This is a genomic window from Acetobacter sp. (assembly GCF_052102375.1).
GTDB lineage: Bacteria > Pseudomonadota > Alphaproteobacteria > Acetobacterales > Acetobacteraceae > Acetobacter.
This window is the reverse complement of sequence record NZ_JBQDXI010000015.1, coordinates 26,099-46,707: the sequence shown is the minus strand read 5'-3', so window position 1 is coordinate 46,707 and position 20,609 is coordinate 26,099. Positions and strand designations below refer to the sequence as shown.

General features: G+C 55.6%; 18 protein-coding genes. 9 read left to right on the top strand and 9 right to left on the bottom strand.

Going from position 1 to position 20,609, the window contains the following annotated elements:
- Positions 1-226: 226 nt before the first annotated feature.
- Complete coding sequence (locus ACTIDN_RS08315; protein WP_441376673.1) at positions 227-1,024, bottom strand: hypothetical protein; 798 nt, start codon at positions 1,022-1,024, stop codon at positions 227-229.
- Between the two features lie 227 nt (positions 1,025-1,251).
- Between ACTIDN_RS08315 and ACTIDN_RS08310 the strand changes: the two genes are divergently transcribed.
- A complete protein-coding gene (locus ACTIDN_RS08310) occupies positions 1,252-2,043 on the top strand; it encodes an alpha/beta fold hydrolase (RefSeq protein ID WP_441376672.1) in 792 nt (263 codons plus the stop codon).
- Positions 2,044-2,047: 4 nt separating this feature from the next.
- On the opposite strand, the gene ACTIDN_RS08305 is transcribed toward ACTIDN_RS08310, so the two are convergent.
- Positions 2,048-3,706, bottom strand: coding sequence for an NAD(P)/FAD-dependent oxidoreductase (locus ACTIDN_RS08305; protein ID WP_441376671.1), 1,659 nt, complete (start codon positions 3,704-3,706; stop codon positions 2,048-2,050).
- A 125-nt stretch (positions 3,707-3,831) separates the two neighbouring features.
- On the opposite strand from ACTIDN_RS08305, the gene ACTIDN_RS08300 reads away from it, so the two are divergent.
- From ACTIDN_RS08300 to ACTIDN_RS08290, 3 genes are all read left to right on the top strand, one after another.
- On the top strand, positions 3,832-4,941 hold the full coding sequence (locus ACTIDN_RS08300) for a cation diffusion facilitator family transporter (RefSeq protein ID WP_441376670.1): 1,110 nt from the start codon (positions 3,832-3,834) through the stop codon (positions 4,939-4,941).
- Between the two features lie 80 nt (positions 4,942-5,021).
- Positions 5,022-5,948: a cation diffusion facilitator family transporter gene (locus ACTIDN_RS08295; protein ID WP_441376669.1), complete on the top strand. Its 927-nt coding sequence runs from the start codon at positions 5,022-5,024 to the stop codon at positions 5,946-5,948.
- Positions 5,949-6,165: 217 nt separating this feature from the next.
- The gene (locus tag ACTIDN_RS08290; RefSeq protein WP_415507681.1) at positions 6,166-7,539 is read left to right on the top strand and encodes a chloride channel protein; all 1,374 of its coding nucleotides are present in this window, start codon (positions 6,166-6,168) and stop codon (positions 7,537-7,539) included.
- A 22-nt stretch (positions 7,540-7,561) separates the two neighbouring features.
- Here ACTIDN_RS08290 and ACTIDN_RS08285 read toward each other — a convergent pair whose 3' ends face one another.
- Positions 7,562-8,962, bottom strand: coding sequence for a Hint domain-containing protein (locus ACTIDN_RS08285; protein ID WP_441376668.1), 1,401 nt, complete (start codon positions 8,960-8,962; stop codon positions 7,562-7,564).
- 191 nt (positions 8,963-9,153) lie between these two features.
- Positions 9,154-9,396 (bottom strand): hypothetical protein, encoded by a 243-nt coding sequence (locus tag ACTIDN_RS08280; protein WP_441376667.1) that lies wholly within the window; start codon positions 9,394-9,396, stop codon positions 9,154-9,156.
- Positions 9,397-9,646: 250 nt separating this feature from the next.
- On the opposite strand from ACTIDN_RS08280, the gene ACTIDN_RS08275 reads away from it, so the two are divergent.
- The 3 genes from ACTIDN_RS08275 to ACTIDN_RS08265 all read left to right on the top strand — a co-directional run bounded on the left by ACTIDN_RS08275 (position 9,647) and on the right by ACTIDN_RS08265 (position 13,093).
- A complete protein-coding gene (locus tag ACTIDN_RS08275; protein ID WP_441376666.1) occupies positions 9,647-10,636 on the top strand; it encodes a CobW family GTP-binding protein in 990 nt (329 codons plus the stop codon).
- Positions 10,633-11,685: a WD40 repeat domain-containing protein gene (locus tag ACTIDN_RS08270; protein ID WP_441376665.1), complete on the top strand. Its 1,053-nt coding sequence runs from the start codon at positions 10,633-10,635 to the stop codon at positions 11,683-11,685. The genes ACTIDN_RS08275 and ACTIDN_RS08270 overlap by 4 nt, the downstream gene beginning before the upstream one ends.
- Before the next feature lie 121 nt (positions 11,686-11,806).
- On the top strand, positions 11,807-13,093 hold the full coding sequence (locus tag ACTIDN_RS08265; RefSeq protein ID WP_441376664.1) for an NAD(P)/FAD-dependent oxidoreductase: 1,287 nt from the start codon (positions 11,807-11,809) through the stop codon (positions 13,091-13,093).
- A 112-nt stretch (positions 13,094-13,205) separates the two neighbouring features.
- On the opposite strand, the gene ACTIDN_RS08260 is transcribed toward ACTIDN_RS08265, so the two are convergent.
- The 3 genes from ACTIDN_RS08260 to ACTIDN_RS08250 form a co-directional block, all read right to left on the bottom strand.
- Positions 13,206-14,342, bottom strand: coding sequence for an acetoin dehydrogenase dihydrolipoyllysine-residue acetyltransferase subunit (locus tag ACTIDN_RS08260; protein ID WP_441376663.1), 1,137 nt, complete (start codon positions 14,340-14,342; stop codon positions 13,206-13,208).
- A gap of 3 nt (positions 14,343-14,345) precedes the next feature.
- Entirely contained in the window at positions 14,346-15,374 is a 1,029-nt protein-coding gene (locus ACTIDN_RS08255) for an alpha-ketoacid dehydrogenase subunit beta (RefSeq protein ID WP_048837416.1), read from the bottom strand.
- A gap of 94 nt (positions 15,375-15,468) precedes the next feature.
- On the bottom strand, positions 15,469-16,392 hold the full coding sequence (locus ACTIDN_RS08250) for a thiamine pyrophosphate-dependent dehydrogenase E1 component subunit alpha (RefSeq protein WP_240554596.1): 924 nt from the start codon (positions 16,390-16,392) through the stop codon (positions 15,469-15,471).
- A 383-nt stretch (positions 16,393-16,775) separates the two neighbouring features.
- On the opposite strand from ACTIDN_RS08250, the gene ACTIDN_RS08245 reads away from it, so the two are divergent.
- Positions 16,776-17,507: an SDR family NAD(P)-dependent oxidoreductase gene (locus tag ACTIDN_RS08245; protein ID WP_441376662.1), complete on the top strand. Its 732-nt coding sequence runs from the start codon at positions 16,776-16,778 to the stop codon at positions 17,505-17,507.
- Positions 17,508-17,604: 97 nt separating this feature from the next.
- Here ACTIDN_RS08245 and ACTIDN_RS08240 read toward each other — a convergent pair whose 3' ends face one another.
- On the bottom strand, positions 17,605-19,224 hold the full coding sequence (locus ACTIDN_RS08240; protein ID WP_415507675.1) for a bifunctional aspartate transaminase/aspartate 4-decarboxylase: 1,620 nt from the start codon (positions 19,222-19,224) through the stop codon (positions 17,605-17,607).
- Positions 19,225-19,496: 272 nt separating this feature from the next.
- Here ACTIDN_RS08240 and ACTIDN_RS08235 point away from each other — a divergent pair, with 272 nt between their 5' ends.
- Positions 19,497-20,225, top strand: coding sequence for a TetR/AcrR family transcriptional regulator (locus ACTIDN_RS08235; RefSeq protein ID WP_441376661.1), 729 nt, complete (start codon positions 19,497-19,499; stop codon positions 20,223-20,225).
- On the opposite strand, the gene ACTIDN_RS08230 is transcribed toward ACTIDN_RS08235, so the two are convergent.
- Positions 20,215-20,598 carry a DUF4112 domain-containing protein gene (locus ACTIDN_RS08230; protein ID WP_441376693.1) on the bottom strand — a complete coding sequence of 128 codons (384 nt, stop codon included), beginning with the start codon at positions 20,596-20,598 and terminating at the stop codon, positions 20,215-20,217. The genes ACTIDN_RS08235 and ACTIDN_RS08230 overlap by 11 nt on opposite strands.
- Positions 20,599-20,609: the final 11 nt, after the last annotated feature.

Sequence of the window (20,609 nt, the reverse complement as noted above, 5' to 3'; positions counted from 1 at the left end):
CTGCACCTGTTAAAATAGAAATATGCGCCTTTTATTCATTATTAATAATAATTCTCAATATCGATTTTTATTATGTAGGATGAAAACGCAAATAAGTCGCATTTTAAATATTTATTTAATGTTGCTATGTCCTTTCAGGACAACGATTTTTACAAACACCGCACTATATGCCTTGAAGTGGCACCAACTCTGGTAGTTATAACACGCATAGCTCTGCCGCATTAGGCTAGCCATCTCTCCATAGTAAAAGTGGCGTGGTGGCATGGGCTACAACTTCAGCCATGATAGTCGCGCTACCGTCCTGCTGGGCTGCATTCAGACCAAACACGACCAGATCCACAAGCTGTTTTTGTGCTTCCACAGCAATAACAGACCCTGCATTCTGCTCTGAAAGAGGCAAAGGAACGCGTGTTGTTGTTGCTTCCTCAAGTCCGGCAGGGAGATTTTCCTCAACGGCTAAAAGGCTACTGATACGCTGTGCTGTTTTCAAAAATGGTACGCTGGCCTTTATCAACCCATCAGCAGCAACACCTTCTGCCCATACTACCAGTACAGACCGTCCGCAGGCCCCTTCCCAGTCCTCAGGCACCAACAAAACCGGGCACGCAGCCTGAAAAACCAGAGAGGTCAGATCGCTCCTCTCTGCCATGTGTACAGGCCCGCGCGGCATGACTGCAATAATGAGATCAGCGCTCTGTGCACTCTGTTGCAGACTATCCGCCGCAGTTCCATCACCGTCATGCCACGTGACGGATATCGCCTCAAACTGTGTCTGGTCGTGCTGATACTCTGTTTGTAACCATAAACAGAAGCAGGCATGCAACGCGGCAACACGGCTACGCTGCTGCTCTTCGTAAAGAAAAGCTGTTTCAGGGGCGACTGCTTGAGCGGCTTCGGTTACTGGTGGACGCAGTGCCATAACCTCCACGGCCTGTAAGTCCAGTGTTGAGACGAGGTAAGCTGTTGTTGCCAACACCGCATGAGCCTGCTCGGGCTCTTGCAAAAGAACAAGGCAGCGCTTCATGATCTCCCTTCCTTCTTTCCACTTGCATACCCGATAGGCCAAGCCATTTGCTTAACCTTGAACTCCTGACGCCGCGTGAAGTTGCTTATTCCTGAACACCTGCTCTCGCTGGAAGGTGAAGAAAAACGTGGCCCGGCACCCTTCGCTTTTAGGGAGCTTGCGCGTAAAATTATGGGCTGAGGGTTGTACTGTTGCAGCCTGCCGTATCAAAAAGGACCAGACTGGCTGTGCTGCTTAACGTGATTGAACGAGGCCCTGAGACCCCTGCCAACACTGCTCTCCCCCCCATTGTGCTTCTGCACGGGTTGTTTGGCCGGGCGCGTAATTTGGGTTTTGTGCAACGCCGCCTGGCTACAACGCACCGTACTTTTGCAATGGATCTGCGTAATCACGGTGACAGCCCGCACGGGCCGATGAGCTATGATGCGATGGCCGATGATGTACGGGAAACTTTAGCGCATTATACATCTGACCCTGCCATTGTGCTCGGGCACTCCATGGGCGGCAAAACCGCCATGATGCTCGCCCTGCGTCACCCCGAGCAGGTAGTGCGTCTGATTGTAGCGGACATTGCCCCGGCAGAAGGTGGCTTTACCCGCATGGATGTTCCCCCTGATCTGGAAAACCTGGCGTTCCCGGCAGAGCTTGACCGTAAAAGTGCAGATGCTCTGCTACGCCCCGTTATTCCCAACGAGGCGGTGCGGCTCATGATGGTGCAGAACATGACCTTAGGGGAGCATCCCGGCTGGGCCATAGGCCTGCACCAGATCATGCAGGCTCTGCCTGCCATCATGGACTGGCCGGAACTCCCTGCCGGGACAGCCTATAACGGGCCTACGCTGTTTATTAAAGGGGAACTGTCCCCCTATATTCAGGCCCGCAATTATGCCGCCATGCGCACCCTGTTTCCTCATTATATGCTGGAGACCGTGGGCGGTGCAGGGCACTGGGTTCATGCAGATGCCCCGGCACGTTTTGCCCAGATTGTAGAAGAGTTTGTGGCCACACAACCAGCCTGATGGTTTAAAGCCCCAGTCCTTCCACAGGCTGGCCCGCCATGCTCAGGGCCACGGCCTCCGCAATACGCAGGCCGTCTATGCCGGCGGATAAAATACCCCCGGCATATCCTGCCCCTTCACCAGCAGGGTACAGACCAGGTGTGTTGAGGGACTGGCCATCCGCGCCACGTGGCAGACGGAGAGGTGAGGATGTACGCGTTTCAACGCCGGTCATCACGGCATCTTCCATCGCAAAACCTCTCAGCTTGCGGTCAAAACGCGGGAGCGCTTCCCGCAGGGCTTCAACTGCAAAATCTGGCAGGCAGGTGGAAAGGTCCGTAGGTGTCACGCCCGGTTTGTAGGACGGCACAACAGCCCCGAGCGTTGTGGACGGCCGACCCGCCAGAAAATCCCCCACCCGCTGCGCCGGGGCGCGATAATCCCCACCACCGGCAATAAAGGCCTGACGCTCCCAATGCCGCTGGAACGCAATGCCTGCCAGAGGGTCGTTCGGGTAGTCCTCACCGGGGCGTAGGTCCACCACCATGCCAGAGTTGGCATTGCGCTCCGCACGGGAATACTGGCTCATGCCATTCGTCACCACCTGCCCGACCTCGGACGTGGCCGCAACAACGGTCCCGCCCGGGCACATGCAGAAGGAATACACGCCCCGCCCGTTGCTGGCATGGTGCACCAGCCTGTATTCCGCAGCACCCAGCAGGTCATTGCCCGCACTAGGGCCAAACTGCGCCGTGTCGATAACGGATTGAGGGTGCTCAATTCGCACCCCGATGGAAAAGGGTTTGGCCTGCATCTCTACGCCGCTTTCGTGCAGCATGGTAAATGTATCCCGCGCGCTGTGGCCTACAGCCAGTACAACATGGTCAGCTTCAATCAGCTCGCCTGTTGCGGTCCTAACCCCTTTCAGGCGGCGGGTGCCATCTTCCAGTTCCAGCCCGTCAACGCGCGTACCAAAGCGGTATTCCCCTCCGGCGGCTTCAATTTCCGCACGAATATGTTCCACCATGGACACAAGCCGGAAAGTGCCGATATGCGGATGCGCCAGATAGAGAATTTCTTCCGGTGCGCCTGCTGCCACAAACTCCCTGAGCACCTGCCGACCCAGAAAACGCGGGTCGCGCACTTGGCTATACAGCTTGCCATCAGAGAACGTGCCAGCTCCGCCCTCGCCAAACTGGACATTGCTTTCCGGGGTCAGTTCAGACTTCCGCCACAGGGCAAACGTATCCACTGTCCGCTCACGCACCACCTTGCCCCGCTCCAGCAGAAGCGGCCGCAGCCCCATGCGGGCTAGCATAAGGGCCGCCATAAACCCGCACGGCCCGGCCCCTATTACCACAGGGCGTTTATAACCCGGCCTGCCCGCCAATGCGGCACCATTTGCTATAGGGGGCTGCCACACCATGTCTGGCGTAGGGTTGACGTGCACATCCTCAGGGTGTTCCGCACGATAGCGGGCCAGCACCTCAGCCTCGTCCTTCACCACGCAATCCAGTGTATAGACCAGCTTGATAGCACTGCGCCGCCGGGCGTCATGCCCGCGCCGAAAAACGCTGAACTGCTCAAGCGCTCCGGGTGCCAGAGACAGGCGTTCATAAACAGCCGCCTCCAGGTCCTTGGGGGCGTGATCAAGCGGGAGCCGCAGTTCGGTCAGTCTGAGCATGGCGCGACCTTTATCAGATGTGATAGACAGGACAAAATAACGGGAAAGACCGGGCTTCCCTATGCCGGACAGCACTTAAGCGCAACGGCACAGCGGCACATCAGCCCTTTAGCAGGCAGGATTTTATGGCCGACACACCCCCACAGCACGCCCATTCCCACGGTTCGGACCCTGTAAACTGTGGCGGCCACACGCACGATGCGCCACACGTTCATGGCCAGACGGCTTCGTGCTCCCACACTGATGACCACGGTCATGACCACGACCACAACCATGATCACGCGCATGACGGACACGACCATGCGCACGGATTCGGGCATCACCATGTCCATGCGCCAGCCTCCTTCGGCAAAGCCTTTGCCATCGGCATTACGCTGAATGTTGTGTATCTGGCTGCCGAGGCCGTGTGGGGGGTGCTCTCAAACTCTCTCGCATTGCTGGCTGATGCCGGGCACAACCTGTCTGACGTGCTTGCACTTGCTGCCGCATGGCTGGCGGAAGTGCTCTCCAAACGCTCACCATCCACCCGGTTTACTTATGGGTTACGGCGTTCCTCCATTCTGGCGGCTCTGTCCAATGCGGTCATTCTGCTGGTTGTTACTGGAGGGGTTGCTTGGGAATCCATCGGACGGCTGTTTGACCCTACGCCCGTGGCGGGCAAAACCGTCATGATTGTTGCGGGCGTAGGTATTCTGGTTAACGGCGGGACGGCGCTGCTTTTTGCTTCTGGCCAGAAAAACGACCTCAATATCCGTGGGGCGTTTTTGCATATGGTCTCAGACGCAGTGACATCCTTAGCTGTGGTGATTGCCGGAGGGCTGGTACTGCTGACCGGCCTGACATGGATAGACCCTGCCATCAGCCTTGCCATTTCCCTCTTGGTGGTTCTGACAACATGGGGCCTGCTGCGGGATTCACTCGACCTCTCGCTTGATGCCGTGCCGCGCTCTGTCAGTTACGCCAAAGTGGAGGCGTATCTGCGCGCACTGCCCGGCGTTGCAGACCTGCATGACCTGCATATTTGGGCCTTGAGCACGACTGAGACAGCGTTGACCGTCCATCTGGTGCATGCGCCTGCCTTGCCTTTAGAGAAGGCGCCTGTGCCTTCCCTCTCCCTCCTGCACCGTGCAACGGATGGGCTGCGGACTGAATTTGGCATCCAGCACCCCACAATTCAGATTGAAGATGCGCTTTATGTGTCAGACTGTCCCCTGACAGACCCTCACTCAGTCTGATACATCCGCGCCTGATGTTTTGTCCGGCAGCCCAACCATGGGCTGCCCTGTTCTCCCCCTGACACGAGGGTTTGTCCGTTTTGTCGCTGCCGCTCCCCAAAACCAACAAAGGCATTGCTGTTTGCAGCCTGCTGGTCAGCCTTGTGGCCCTTGGGCTGAAATATGCCGCGTGGGTCAGCAGTGGGAGTATTGCGCTTTATTCTGATGCCATTGAGACCATCATTAACGTTGTGTCCGCTCTTGGTGGGTTATGGGCTTTGAGCGTTGCAGAGCGCCCCGCAGACCACAACCACACCTACGGCCACTACAAAGCCGAATATCTTTCTGCCGTGGCGGAAGGCGCACTGGTTCTGGTGACAGCCTTTGTCATTGCGCGGGAAGCCGTGGAAGGCTGGCTGCACCCTCACCAAACACTGGCTCCCTACATGGGTATTGCCCTTAATGGCGCGGCCACGGCCCTCAACCTGTTATGGGGCCTGACCATGTTACAGGCAGGCCGTGCCCGCCGCTCCCCTGCTTTGGTGGCAGGCGGGCAGCATGTGCTCTCGGACGTCTGGACGGGTGCAGGGCTAGTGGTGGGCATGGTGCTTATTCCGCTTACAGGCTGGGCCAGACTGGATGCCGTGCTGGCAGGGCTGATTGCCCTGAACGTGTTGCGGGTTGGCTGGGGTGTTATGCGGGACTCTATTGCTGGCCTGATGGATCAGGCACCCGATGCGGAAACCATAGACCAGATCAGGGATATTATTGCCGACAACGGGCGTGGTGCCATTGAGGCCCACGATATCCGGACCCGCATTGTGGGCGCCATGACATTTCTGGACTTTCACCTGATTGTACCCGGCGCCATGACGGTGACGGAGGCGCATGATATCTGTGACCGTATAGAGCACGGCCTGCGCCGCCAGATGGGCAACACACTGGTTCATATTCATGTTGAGCCGGATAATATGGCCAAGCATGAAGGTATTGTCTTCTGGCCACGACCAGAAACACCGTCCAGCTAAGGCTTTTTTACGATACGTGCGGGAACTTACGCGGCCCCGTTGCGTCTGACAAAGGGGCACTAATAACGAGTGCTCACGCGTGCTGTTACATAAACGGCATGCAAAAGAGTGTTATAAAGTTTGTTTTTGAAATGCCTTTTTCTTTGAACACACTTCTTTCCTTCAAAGAAGATCATGCTAAAAGGCGCGGTGTTTTCTTGAAAAGCAGGATTTTGATATGCCGGCCAGCGTAACCGCAGCGTCCGCTCAGCTTCGTCACATTCGTGAACAGGCCAAAGCAGGTACCGTCAACTGGCGGCGTAAACTCATTTACTGGTCCGGGGCCATAGCTGTTGGTATTGTTGCAGTCAGTTTTGCAGCACTGGCAGACAAGGCCGCTGCCCTGCGTAACCATATTGTCGCCTTCAGCCCTTGGCTGATGTTGGTTGTTACCCCCGGTGGACTAGCCCTTTCTACATGGATTACGCGTAAATGGTTCAAGGGTGCGCAAGGAAGCGGTATTCCGCAGGCCATTGCCTGCATGCATCTGCATGACTTCCGGGTGGTGGACAAAGTCCTTTCCCTCAAAATTGCCATTGCCAAGATATTCCTTACCTCCCTTGGCCTGCTCTGTGGTGCCTCCATCGGGCGTGAAGGGCCTACTGTTCAGGTTGGGGCGTCCATCATGCATACGGTCGGGCGGTTTATGGGGGTGAATGACCCTGTGCGCCAGCATGCCCTTATCAAGGCCGGCGGTGCTGCCGGGGTGGCCGCAGCCTTTAATACCCCTCTGGCAGGAATTGTATTTGGCATTGAAGAACTGGCGCATTCTTACGAGCAGCGGACCAGCGGCACCATGCTCACCTGCGTTGTGCTGGCCGGTGTAACCGCCATAGCACTGGTGGGGAACTACACCTATTTTGGCCATACGGATTCCGTTGTGCCGGTCGGTGTGAGTTGGCTGGCTGTGCTGGCCTGTGGCATTGTAGGCGGTATAAGCGGTGGCCTGTTCTCCGCACTTCTTATCCGCATCTCACGTGGGCTGCCGGGGCGTATAGGGTCTTTTGTTGCAAAATACCCTATCAGCTTTGCTGCGCTATGTGGCTTGGTTCTTGCCGTCATCGGTCTTGTTTCCGGCGGCATGACCTACGGTACAGGCTATTTGCAGGCACGTGGTATTATTATGGGGTCAGACCACTACCCGGCCTCCTATTTCGTGCTCAAATGCCTTGCTACTATTGTGTCCTACTGCTCCGGCATTCCCGGTGGACTGTTTGCACCTTCTCTTTCTGTTGGTGCCGGCATGGGCGGGTGGGTTGCGCAGTTTCTGCCCCATACAACGCCGGGTGCCGTGGTGCTGCTGGGTACCGTGGCCTATTTTGCCGCCGTAACCCAGTCTCCGCTGACGGCCACCGTTATTGTTATGGAAATGTGTGACAACCAGCAGGTTACACTGGCACTTCTGGCCAGTGCGTTCCTTGCCTTTGGTGTGTCCCGCGCCATATGCAGCCACGCTCTTTACGGCGCTCTGGCTGTCAAGTTTCTGCGCTCAGCCGCCCCGAAGTCTCGCCCATCCAGCCGCCCGGTAACCGCAACAGATACAGCACGCTGACGGGTGAAGGCTGAGCAATCTTTCAGCCTCCAACACGCATCCGGTTTGTTGCGGGCTCAGCCTGCCTCAGGTACGGACCACCTGCCCTAATATCCATTGCCAACAGTCTCTCCCCCCGGCCCTGTGCGGGGGGAAGCGAAATTTCCGCCCACCCAGTTGTCCACCGCACATGGTTACCTGCCTCACACTCGTGCCAGCCAATCTGGTCTTGGGCGGTCAGGACGTCTGTAAGAGGGGTAATGTGCCCGGCCTTATCGCAAAGCTGAAGGCCACCCACCAGCACCCCCAGTTGCCGCCGGTCATCTACAAAGGCCCCAAAAACATCGGCCGGACGACTGTAACGTGACACGAGCCAGACCTGCTGCACCTCTGCTGGAAGAGCGAACACAACTCTGCTCCCCCGCTTACGCAGACACCGAATGGTTCGACCTGTGTGTGTCACAAGATGAATATCCGCATCATGCGTCAGCTCCAGAGGTGCCTGATCCTCCCCCATACCGAGTGCGATTGCCCTTTCCTGCAGAGCACGGAAAACAGGCTCTACAAAGAGCTGGTCTGTCGCCAGTGGTGCTGCCGCATCCTTCTCCCATGTTTTATGGCTGTTTACCGGTAGCCGAACGCAATGGCCCTGCTGTGCAAAGGTTTGCCTATTCCCTGTGTCCATATAGCTTTCGGTCTGAAGGCCATTGGCTATGATAATGGCGTGCCGCTCTGTCTCAACATGATAATAGGTATAATGCTGAATACTCTTGTCGTAAAAAATAGAAGCCCCATTGACCAACATACGAACAGGCACAAACCGTCCCTTAAACAGCAGGCAGTGCTCGGCCGTCACCAGAAGATCCTCGTAGGGGATGCCCTGAGCAATAGCATTTTTACAAATTCTGACCGGATAACCTGCCTTGTCATCAGACAGATCCGGCCGGACAGTTGCCTTGCGGGAGCCAACCCACGTTACAACCTGCTGCGCTTCCACTCCATTTTCAAAAGTGACGAGCCGGTCGCCAATCTCCAAAACTTCTACCGTGCGGTCTCCTTCCGGTGTGCGGAGCAGGCTACCCTGCACAAAGCAGACGGACGGCGTGGCCTCAAGGCTAAGAGACTTACCGTCACTGGAAACAGTAAGTGGGCCTAGTCCTGTGGCTGAGTAGGTGCCCGTGGTGAAGGACTGCCCGGCTACAGTAATGGTGGCTATGACGTTTTTACTGGCATTATAAACCGTAATACTTTGCCCACCACCCAGCGCTGTCGTGGCGATCTGGTAATAATTTGGCTGGTCTGACAAATTCTGGAACTGGATATAATCTTTCGCGCTATCAAACCCGTTGATGGTTGTGCCTGACAGATTCAGGAGTGTACCACCTGCATTGGCAATAAACGTACCGCCCCCTTTGCCAAACGTGATAGTCGTGCCATTGAGCAAAGCAATCAGGCCAGAGCCATTACTAAATGTGCCGCCGTTGGTTAGATTTACAGTCAGCCCGGAAAGGGCACCTGCAATAATGTTGTTCCCAACTGTTGCTGAACCACCATTAATATTGACAGTGGCCCCAGACAGTACAGATGCTGCTGTATTAATAGTTGCTGTACCACCAACATAAATTGTCGCTCCACTTAAAAGCGCAATAATAGTTGTGACATCTCCTGTAATGGTGGGGGAATGACATAATTGCCTCCGCCTAACCCCAGCAAAGAAATGATAGAGAGCGTCCCGCCATTGGTTGTTAAAATATTCGTACCGAGGACATAACCCAGATCGGTTGTTGATCCGTCCGGATCAGTGATCGTAACCGTATTGCCCAGCAAAGTGGGTGTGAGCGTATAGGTAACGCCAGAAGGCGAGACATAATCTGTCATCTCGTCGAATCCTTTTTAACAATTTGATGAGATAAAAGACAGAGCTTTATTAACAAATATTTTAAGTCTGCGCCCAAAACCGCATAGCCCTCCAGACCATCACAGCTTTGTTATAACAAAGTAACAGATCCTTTCCATCTCATTGAAGTTCTGTAATTTACAGCTTTCTGTCATGCTCTCTGGCATCACGCTGGCCCACGCCTTATATGTGGGGGCACATTTTCCACGTTCACACCGGAGCCATACCCTCATGTCCGATCCCACATCCCCCGCGCAGTCGGACAGTCTTGTTCCCGTTACCGTGCTCACCGGCTTTCTGGGCGCAGGCAAGACCACCCTGCTCAACCATATTCTGACTGCCGAGCACGGCCGCAAATATGCCGTTGTCATTAACGAGTATGGTGAGTTGGGCGTTGATAACGACCTCGTGGTTGATGCCGATGAAGAAGTGTTCGAAATGAACAATGGCTGCATCTGCTGCACAGTGCGGGGCGACCTCATCCGCATTCTGGGTGGGTTGATGAAGCGCCGTGGCAAGTTTGACGGCATTATTATTGAGACCACCGGTCTGGCAGACCCCGCCCCGGTAGCACAGACCTTCTTTGCAGACGAAGAAGTGCGCGCCAAAACACGGCTGGATGCCGTTGTGACAGTGGTGGATGCCCTAAACATTCAGCAGACCCTCAAAGAAAGTCCGGAAGCTAACCAGCAGATTGCATTTGCAGATGTCATGATCCTGAACAAGACGGATCTGGTGGATGAGGCCAAGCTGGCAGAGGTGGAAGCCACTCTGCGCGCCATCAACGCTTTTGCGCCCATCCACCGTGCCCGCAAAGGCAATGTGAAGCTGACTGATGTGATGGATCAGGGCGGGTTTGACCTCCAGCGCGTGCTGGAAAACATGCCTAACTTCCTTGAGAACCCGGACCATCAGCACGAAGAAGACATCAACAGTGTCTCCCTTGTCGTAAAAACCCCGCTGGATGCCGGGCGCTTCCAGATGTGGATTAGCGCACTGTTGCAGGAAAAAGGGGCGGACATGCTGCGCACCAAAGGAATCCTGAATTTTGAAGGTGAACCAGAACGCTTTGCCTTTCAGGCCGTCCATATGATGGCTGATGGCAACGCAATCGGGCCCTGGAAAGATGGTGAGGCCCGTGAGTCTCGCCTTGTGTTTATTGGCCGTAACCTGAACCGCCCTCAACTCCGCCGTGGGTTTGAAAGCTGTGCCGTAGCATGACCGAAAACCAGACCATGCGTGGCCTTATTGAAAAACGCGGTGCTTTTCGTGTGGTGGAAGGGCACATCACCGGCTGTGCTGCATCCCGCGATAACCAGCGCTTTGCCTTCACTACGGCGGAAGGCGATGTCATTATCGCCCACCGGGGAGACCTGACCGATACCGCAAGCTGGCGCACTTACGCCGTGCACGACGGCGCAACCCTGTGCATTACGCCAGATACAGACCCGCAGGGCTTTCTAACCGGTGGGGATGATGGCCGCCTGTGCCGCGTTGATATGCACGGAGAAATTGAGGAACTGGGCAAAAGCCGCCGCTGGGTTGAGCATGTTACAACCTATGTGGATGCCAAAACCGCTCTCATTGCCTCTGCCGCAGGCAAGCAGCTGGAACTGCGCGATGCCACAGGCCGGACACTCCTGAAAACCTTTGAGCACCCGACCTCCGTTTCCGGCATTGCGTTTGACAATAAAGGCAAGCGGTTGGGGGCCTCTCATTATAATGGGGCCTCGCTGTGGTACACGCAGTCCAAAAGTGACAACCCGCGCCTGCTGGAGTGGAAAGGCAGCCATATTGGCATTGCCATGCACCCGCAGGGTGAAGCCCTGATAACCGCCATGCAGGATAATGACCTGCATGGCTGGCGGCTTTCAGACGGGCATAATATCCGCATGAGTGGCTACCCTACCAAAGTGCGCTCCATGTCGTTCTCATCCAATGGCAAGTGGCTGGCTACCAGCGGGGCGGATGTTGTGGTCATGTGGCCGTTTTTTGGTGGCGGCCCCATGGGCAAACCACCGCAGGAACTGGCCGGGGCTGGCGGGGCGCTGTGCACACAGGTTGCCTTCCACCCCACGCAGGAAGTTGTAGCTGCCGGATTTGCCGATGGCACAGTGCTGATGATTGAACCTGCAACGCAACGAGTGCTACCAGTAGTGCTGGACGGTAGCGGCTCCATAAGTGCTTTGGCCTATAGCGCAGATGGCTGCACGCTTGGGTTTGGTACGGAAGAAGGGCTGATCGGTCTGGTAGACCTCGCCTCAGCCTGACACAGGTCTGCCAGACCTGTAGCGTCTGGCAGACAACTTTTGCGTGACCTCAACAAGCAGTGCATTGCGTATATCCGCTTTCCGCCGGATGAGGGGGAAAGCACGGAAGGACAATATCGGTATGAGTAATCCGTTTCGGTTGGTTATTGTGGGGGGCGGCATTGCCGGTCTTGCTCTGGCAACACGGCTTGGCAAAAGCCTTGGCCGGTCAGGCAAGCTGGACATTACGCTGGTAGACAAGGGTTTTTCCCATGTCTGGAAACCCATGCTCCATTGCTTTGCCGCAGGCACAGCCCGAAACGAGAACGACCGTATTACCTTCATCTCCCACGCAGCAGGGCACAATTTCCGGTTCTGCTACGGTGAGATTTCCGGTCTGGACCGCGCCAACCGCCGCATCACACTTGCTCCACTGGTGGAGAAAGATGATGACAATGTGGTGCTTGAAGAACGCTACCTGGACTATGACGGCATTGTGTTTGCCATAGGCTCCCGCGCCAATGACTTTGGTACACCCGGTGTGCTGGAGCACTGCATCTTTCTGGATAACGTTGTGGAGGCCAATAATTTTAACGAACGCTTCCGCCATGCCCTGCTTCAGGCCTATGGCCGTGGCACGCCGGTGGATATTGCCATTGTTGGCGGCGGGGCGACTGGTGTGCAGCTTGCGGCTGAACTGCACAAAGCGCTGGATATTGGCTCACTTTACAACTTTACCCCCAAAACGCCGGATATGCGCGTAACCCTGCTGGAAGCTGGCCCGCGTATCTTGCCGTCCTTCCCCGAAGATGTTTCAGCCGCCGCCCACAAACAGCTTGAAGCGCTGAATATTTCCGTACGCACAGGTGCTATGGTCAGCGGTGTGGATGAAAGTGGGTTTCTGCTCAAGGACGGATCCCGTGTGGATGCACAGTTCCGCGTTTGGGCGGCAGGCGTTAAGGCTCCAGATGTTACCCGTGCGCTGGACGGGCTGGAATGCACACGCGGGGGCCAGTTTGTGGTCAAACCCAGTTTGCAGACCACGATGGATGACCGTATTTTCGCTATGGGTGACTGCTCGTCCATTCAGAATGACCCCCTCCCCCCCACGGCACAGGTTGCCCGGCAGGAAGCCCACCATCTGGCCAAACATCTTCCAGCCTGGATTTTGAACCAGAAGCCCGTCCCGGCTTTCACGTTCAACAATAAGGGGGCCATTGTGGCGCTGGGCAGCTATAATGGCTGGGGTACGTTCCCGGACGGCAAGACCTTTGGTGGCGGGGCATTGCACGGCCTGAGCGCCCGCCTAGGCCACACCGCGCTGTATCGACAGCATCAGATTGAACTCTACGGCCTGCGCCGTGGCCTGATTGCGTGCCTGAGCGACTGGCTGGATGGCTTTGTCCGTCCTTCCGTGCGAATGGACTGACAAAGCAAACAGGCTGCACACACCTGACCGGTGTGGCAGCCTGCCTTCCTGTTCCAAAACTGAAAGAAAGGGCCGAAGGTTTTTACACCACCGGCCCTCTAAACGTGGGATTTTAAGCCTCTGCTTTTTCCAGAAAGCTTTCTATCAGTTTATTGACCTCGGTTGCTTTTTCCATTTGCGGCAAGTGCCCTACATCAGGGTAGAGGTGTGTTGCCACATGGTCTGGCAAGCTGGATGCTGCCTCCACTGACAGAATGGCATCTTCCTGCCCCCAGAAAACCTGCACTGGTACCTTCGCATTTTCCAGAACAGGCAATAACGCATCTTTTTGCTTGTCCTGCTCAAAACAGGCTGCGGTAATGGTACGCAGGGCATCCCGCGCACCATCCAACCGGCGGGCACGCATAACGGCATCTACCATCTTGCGGCCAATCAGGGCTTTGTTATGCACCAGTTTTTCAAGCTCGGTCTGCATGGCGCGGTTACGGTCCGCCTCCGCAAAACCTGACAGGAAGTCTGCATTAACTGTCTTACCCACACCTGCTGGCGCAATAAGAGTCAGGGAGGCCACTTTATCGGGCTGGTCACGCAGCAAGGACAAGGCAACGCCGCCGCCCAGTGAGTGCCCCACAACATGCGCCTTGGGAATATCAAGCGTTTTCAAAAGCTCTGCAACACTTGCGGCCAGTGCGGTCAGGGAGCCGTCCTGCACGCTCTTGCTGGATGCCCCATGGCCCGGCAAGTCAAAGCTGATAACCCGGCGGTGTGCCGCCAAGGGCTCCTGCGTAAGCTGCCAGTTGCTCAGGTCACCCCCAAAACCATGTATCAGCAGCACAGGCAGCCCGGTGCCGGACCCGCTTTCCTGCACATTCAGGCTATAATCCCCAACCTGCACGGTCTGCGGTCCGCTGGCACGGGCAGAGCTATCCCCGGCATCATCCTGCGGTACCTGTTCAGCCTGAAACTGCGTAATGAAGGCCTCAATATCCGCATCGGACACGTCTGCATCCGCCAGCACGCCAATCAGCGCCCCTACGGGTAGTGTTTCACCCGCCTGCCCAATCTGTTTACGCAACGTACCGGCTGCAGGGCTTTCATAGCCACTGGTGATTTTGCTGGTTTCAATATCCGCCAGTTCATCACCCTGCTTTACGGCTTGGCCAACCTGCACCGTCCAGGACGCCAGTTTACCCTCGGTCATGGCAAGGCCGAATTTGGGCATGGTCAGGGCTATGGGAGTTTTACTCATGGTTCAGGCAACCTCACGCGTGGTCTGCGACATAACGGATTTTACAGCGGCTTCAATTTTTTCTGCGCTGGGCATGTAGAGTTTTTCCAGCGGTGTGGAGAAAGGTACCGGCGTATGCGGCGGCACAACACGCTTGATGGGGGCTTTCAATGTATGGAAAGCCTGTTCCGCCACCAGAGCTGAAATGTCACACGCCATGTTGCAGCGTGGGCTGGACTCATCCACCACAATAAGACGGCCGGTTTCCGCCACACAGTCCAGAATGGTCTGTTCATCCAGCGGAGAGGTCGTGCGGGGGTCAATAACCGTGCAGGTGATGCCCTGTTTTTCAAGGCGGTCTGCGGCCTCGTTGGCCATACCCACCATGCGGCCAATCGCCACAATGGTTACGTCATCGCCCTCACGGGTAATGTTCGCCTCCCCAAACGGGATGGTGTAGGATTCATCAGGAACATCTTCCTCCTCATCATACATCACCTTGTTTTCAAGAAAGATCACCGGGTCATCATCCCGAATAGCTTCTATGAGCAGGCCTTTGGCCTCGTAGGGGGAAGAAGGGATAACCACTTTCAAACCGGGTATATGGGTGAAAAGTGGGTAGAGAGACTGGCTGTGCTGGGCTGCGGCATTAAACCCTGCGCCATACATGGCCCGAATAACCATGGGTGTGCGCGCCTTACCACCAAACATATACCGGAACTTGGCCGCCTGATTAAGCACCTGATCCAGACAGGAGCCGATAAAATCTACAAACATCAGTTCCGCTACCGGGCGCAGACCTGTTGCCGCTGCACCGGCTGCTGCCCCAATATAGGCAGCTTCAGAAATAGGGGTATCCAGAACACGCTCAGGCCCGAACTCCGTATAGAGCCCTTTGGTAACGCCCAGCACGCCGCCCCAGGCATCTTCCACCCCTGACGTGCCGCCCTGCCCGCCTGCAATATCTTCGCCCATAAGGACAACTGTTGGGTCACGCCGCATTTCCTGACGGAGTGCTTCATTAATTGCCTGACGAAAACTCTTTTTACTCATTGTCTTTTTTCGTCCCTTTTCAAAACGCCTAGCGCTGATGGCATCCTGTTACGCAGTGCATCAGGCCGCGCTGTGCCTTACTTATGGCTTATGGTCAGTAGGTAACGTAAACATCCGCCATCAGGGCGCTGTCTTCCGGCCATGGAGCGGCCTTGGCAGCCTGCACAGCACTTTCAACCTCATCTTCCACTGCGGTATCAATGTCATCCAGTGCAGAGGCATCCAGTAGCCCCGCCCCAGTCACTTTTTCACGAAAAATCTTGAGGCAATCACGGTTTTCTTTTTCTCGTGCCACTTCCCCTGCTGCGCGGTAGGTCATGGCATCACCTTCAAAATGGCCATACCACCGGGCTAAATGAACATGCAGCATAACAGGGCCACGGCCTGAGCGGGCGTGCTCTATGGCTTCACGCGCTGTTTCATACACATCAAAAAAATCCGTGCCGTCACATTCCAGATACGTCATGCCAAACCCGGCTGCACGGTCTTTCTGCGTACCCGCACAGGCGTAAGATGAACCTGTAGCCTCGCCATATCCGTTATCTTCCACCACAAACACGGCAGGCAGTTTCCAGACACTGGCAAGGTTCAGGCTTTCCAACGTAAAGCCTTCATTGGATGCACCATCCCCGTAAAAAGCGATGGCAACACCATTATCTTTCAGCGTTTTGTGGGACAGAGCCGCCCCGCAGATCAGCGGCGGCCCGCCGCCCACAATGCCATTAGCCCCCAGCATCCCCTTGGAGAGGTCTGCAATATGCATGGAGCCACCCTTGCCGCGGCATACCCCCGTTTGGCGGCCATAAATTTCCGCCATCATGCCATGCACTTCCACACCTTTGGCAATGCAGTGGCCGTGCCCGCGATGTGTGCTGGCAATTGTGTCCGTATCAGTCAGATGCGCGCACACGCCCACAGCTGAGGCTTCCTCACCGCAATACAGATGGACGAAGCCCGGAATTTCGCCAGTTGCGAATTCAACATGCAGGCGCTCTTCAAACACGCGGATCGTGCGCATGGCGCGGTATGACTGAAGCAAGATGTCTCTGGCTATCTGCACGGAAAATTCCTTTATTTCTTTTCATGTTCTGAGGAACGTGCCGAGTGTTACAACATGCATGACATCTGTCAGTTCAATTTATGTGATACACGTATATGTGAATTTCTTAAACAATATCAGAACCGTGAAACAGCTCACTGCAACCCGCACAAAACAGCGGAATTTTCAGCTTTGGCCGGTGAAACGTGCTGACTGCCATTTCCCAAAAAAGGCCTTCATTGTCAGAGCTGTGACGTGGTGGGCTATGGCCGTCCTTCCACCAGCCCGGTATCAGGGAGCTGGTTTGAGACAAGCAGATGTGATGCACAGCATGCACCACACAAAGTTGGAGGATAAAGCACATGACACATCGCGTTGCCCTGATTACAGGCGGAAGCCGCGGCATTGGTGCTGCCGTTGCAGAAGCGCTTGCTGCTGATGGGTTTGATATTGCCATCTCCTACGCCCGCAGTGCCGCACGCGCCGAAGAACTGGCTGAAAAAATCCGGAAAACAGGCCGTAAAGTGCTGACCATTCAGGCAGACGGCGCAACGGTTGACGGCAACCGCAAGGTTGTAGCGGAAACTGTGCAACATTTTGGACGGCTGGATACGCTGGTTTGTAACGCAGGGGCCTACCCCTACACCACTATTGCCGATGCCAGCATTGAGCAGATTGAACAGACCCTCAACCTGAACCTACGCGGCGTCATGGTAGAAACCCATGAAGCCGTGCAGCACATGACCAAAGGCGGTCGCATTATTCTTTTGGGGTCTGCTTTTGCGGGTCGTGCCCCATTTGCCGGGCTTTCCCTCTACTCCGCCACAAAAGCGGGCCTGCGCGGCTTTGCACAGGGTGCCGCACGGGACCTTGGGCCACAGGGCATTACCATCAATGTGGTAGAACCCGGCCCCATCAATACTGAAATGAACCCGTCCGACACGGAAGGCGCTCGCGTACTGGCCGGATTTGTCGCAACCGGGTCTTATGGCACCGTGAATGACATTGCCCGCACGGTCTCTTTCCTTGCAAGCCCGGATGCAGGCTACATTACGGGTGCCACCGTGCCTGTTGATGGTGGTATGCTCGCCTGACCACACTAACCTTACCCGGCAGAGTAAGCCGGATAAGGTAGGGTCTGGTGCAAACAAAACGCCCGCAGTGAGGCAGACTCACCCGGGCGTTTTTTCCTTACTCCTTAGTCGCGTTTTCTGACTCCAGCTTTTTCTCTGCTTTGTACCGCTCGTAGTATTCATCAGCCATTTTACGCAGCTCTGCGCCAATACTGGCGTACTGATACTCGTTCAGGTTAGCCAGAGAGGCTCGTGCAGAGGGCTTGCGCACAGCAAACCCCATACCGGGCAGCAATACGACCCCTGTTTCCTCCGCAATACGGAACAGGATGGTCTCATGGTCAACATGGGTCATGACCCAGCGGGCAAAGCGCGTACCGTAAAGCTCTGTCGCCAATTTGGTCATGTCGATCAATGTATAATAATGGGTGCTCCCCTCATCATCCGGGGCACTAATGCCAAGGTTGCGGTAAAGCGCACTTTCGCGGCGGTGCAGCAGGTTTTTCAGCGCCGTTTTATAAGCATTCCGGCCATCCATCAGGGCAAAGAGTGAAAACAGCACCATCTGCACTTGTTGGGGTGTGGAAAGCCCCGCCGTGTGGTTAAGGGCAACGGTACGGCTGTCCGCCACCATGCGGTCAATAAATTTCAGGCCACGCACATCCGGCGTAAGAGATGCATAACGGGCGTCCAGCGCCAGTTTATCTTCTTCCGGCAGGTTGGCCAGAGCATGGTCCAGCACGTTCTGCGCGTGGGTGGCAATAACGCCCAGACGCCACCCTGTTGCCCCAAAATATTTGGAAAAAGAGTAAACCAAAATAGTGTTATACGGACAAATACTATAAAGGGAGCGGAAATTATCCGTAAATGTTCCGTACACATCATCGGTTACAATAATGAGATCCGGTCTTTTTTTGACAATTTCTGCAATGCGGGCCAGCCCAGCATCGTTTATCTTGACGGATGGTGGGTTGCTGGGGTTAACAACCAGAAAAATCTTCACAGCCGGGTCAAGCAGCTTGTCCAGCTCTTCATCCGGATATTGCCAGCCACTTTCTGGCGTGGCGTTAATAGCCACTTCCTGCAACTGATAGTCCCGAAGTTCCGGTATTTCTACATAAGGCGTGAAAACCGGCATACCAATGGCCGCTTTGTCGCCCTGTTTTATCAACCCGTTTTCCCGCAGGGAGGCAAAGATATAACTAATGGCAGCCGTCCCGCCTTCCAGCGCAAACAGGTCTGTGCTCGCCGCAGGCATGGCACTGCCAGCCATTTCCTGAATGAGATACTGCCGGACTACTTTTTCAGCATATTTGAGCATACGCGGCGGCTTGGGGTAGTCACAGCCCAGAATCCCTGCCGTCATTTCCAGCAAAAACCCCTCTGCCGACAGGCCAAGCTGGTCCCGCACGAAGGATAACGCCCGGCGCAGGAAGGCTACGCCCGGCTGGTCCTTGTTGGCTGCTACAAAGGATGTAAAGCGGGCTTCTATGCCGTCCTGCCGGGGCAAACCACCCACGCCTTCCGCCATGTAAGAGAAAGAAAGCTCAGACTCGGCTGTGGCAAACATGCCAAGCTGGAAAAAACCATGCCGGGGCGTTGTTGCCAGAAAATTGGGGTTGCCCCGCCCTGCATCCAGCATGGCACGCTGGGCCTTGCCGGACGCAAGTGAGATCAGTTGATCCTTCAGTTCAAAAGGGCTGAGTTTGCGGAATTTTTCATAGTCGGCAGGCGTCATGGTCTCGCTTCTTCCTGTGCTCGCACGAAGGGTTGGGAGCATAGTGGCATTTTCATGCGGCAAAGCTAGTCGCAAACTGCAGGGCAGGCATAATGTATGGTTTGCCTTCACATTGCATGCCAAATAAGAAGCTATCCTTGTGTTCAGACCAAAAATAGAGTGAAACACACAAACAGGCCCTCTTCAGACCCTGCCATAGCAGGGAGAGCGGCCTTTTCCCTTCAACACTTTCTTATGAACGGCCCCTGCCCCTTGTCCCGAGACCGCGCGTCATGACCAGTGCAAAGCGCAATACCAGCTTTCTTGATATGCTTAATCCGTGCCTTCAGGGTAAAAAGCGCCGCTGCGGTCGCCCCACCCCGGAAGATACGGAGCAGCTTGACCAGTATTTGCTGGAGGTCGCGGCGGGCCTGTTTGTTCAGCATGGTTACGCTGGTACGTCTGTGGACCAGATTGCGCGCAAGGCGTCTGCCAGTAAGCAAACCCTGTATCGCCGCTATGCGTCTAAGGAAGACTTGTTCAAGGCGGTTATTACCAATCTGACCGCCTCTGTCCTACATTCCATAAAGGATACACCGCTTAAGAATCCGCTGGCGGAACTCAAGCATGTCATGCAGTTGCTGCTGGACCTGAGCCTGCAACCCATGGCTCTGGGCACATATCGCATTCTTATTTCAGACGGATACCGCTACCCAACCCTTGCAGAATACGCCAAGCAAAATATTGGTGGGCCGATTGATGCCAGTATTCTGCGCCTACTCAAGGCGGCGGAAGCAGCGGGGCAGATCAACCCCGGTAATGCGGATGACACAACAGTGGACCTACTCAGCGGGCTGATCACTGGTGCAGCGCTGGAGAGTGCACTGTTTGGTCTAGCCCCCTTTAGCACACAGGCAGAGCGCAAGGTCTTTTTTGAGCGGGGATGGACACTTTTTGTCCGGGCTGTTGGCGGAGAGTGTCCTGCTCCGCCAAAAACCAAGGCTACTCCGGCTACTGCCTGAGAGCCTGCTCCATTAAGGCAACGTTCCGAAGGTTCGCTTTAAACGCTGCATCAAAAATATTACCGGCCACAGGCACGGTATCAACCAGCGTTTCAATGGCAATATTGCCCACCATGCGCATCAGAACTGCGGTGGGCAGGCGCATCCGCCATGCCTCGAACACGATATAGAGCGAGACCAGCCCCATAACTAGGCTGCCCCCTACCGGCAGCAGACCAATAACGGCATCTGCCCCGAACCGGAACCGAGTGCCCGGTAAGCGCACTGCTGCATCCAGCAACCACGCAAGCCGTTGCACACGGCGTAGGCGCTGGGCTGTTTGAGTATGGGAGGACGCAAAGCCGTTACCGGCGAAAGCATGAGCATGTGTCATGCCAGAGATGT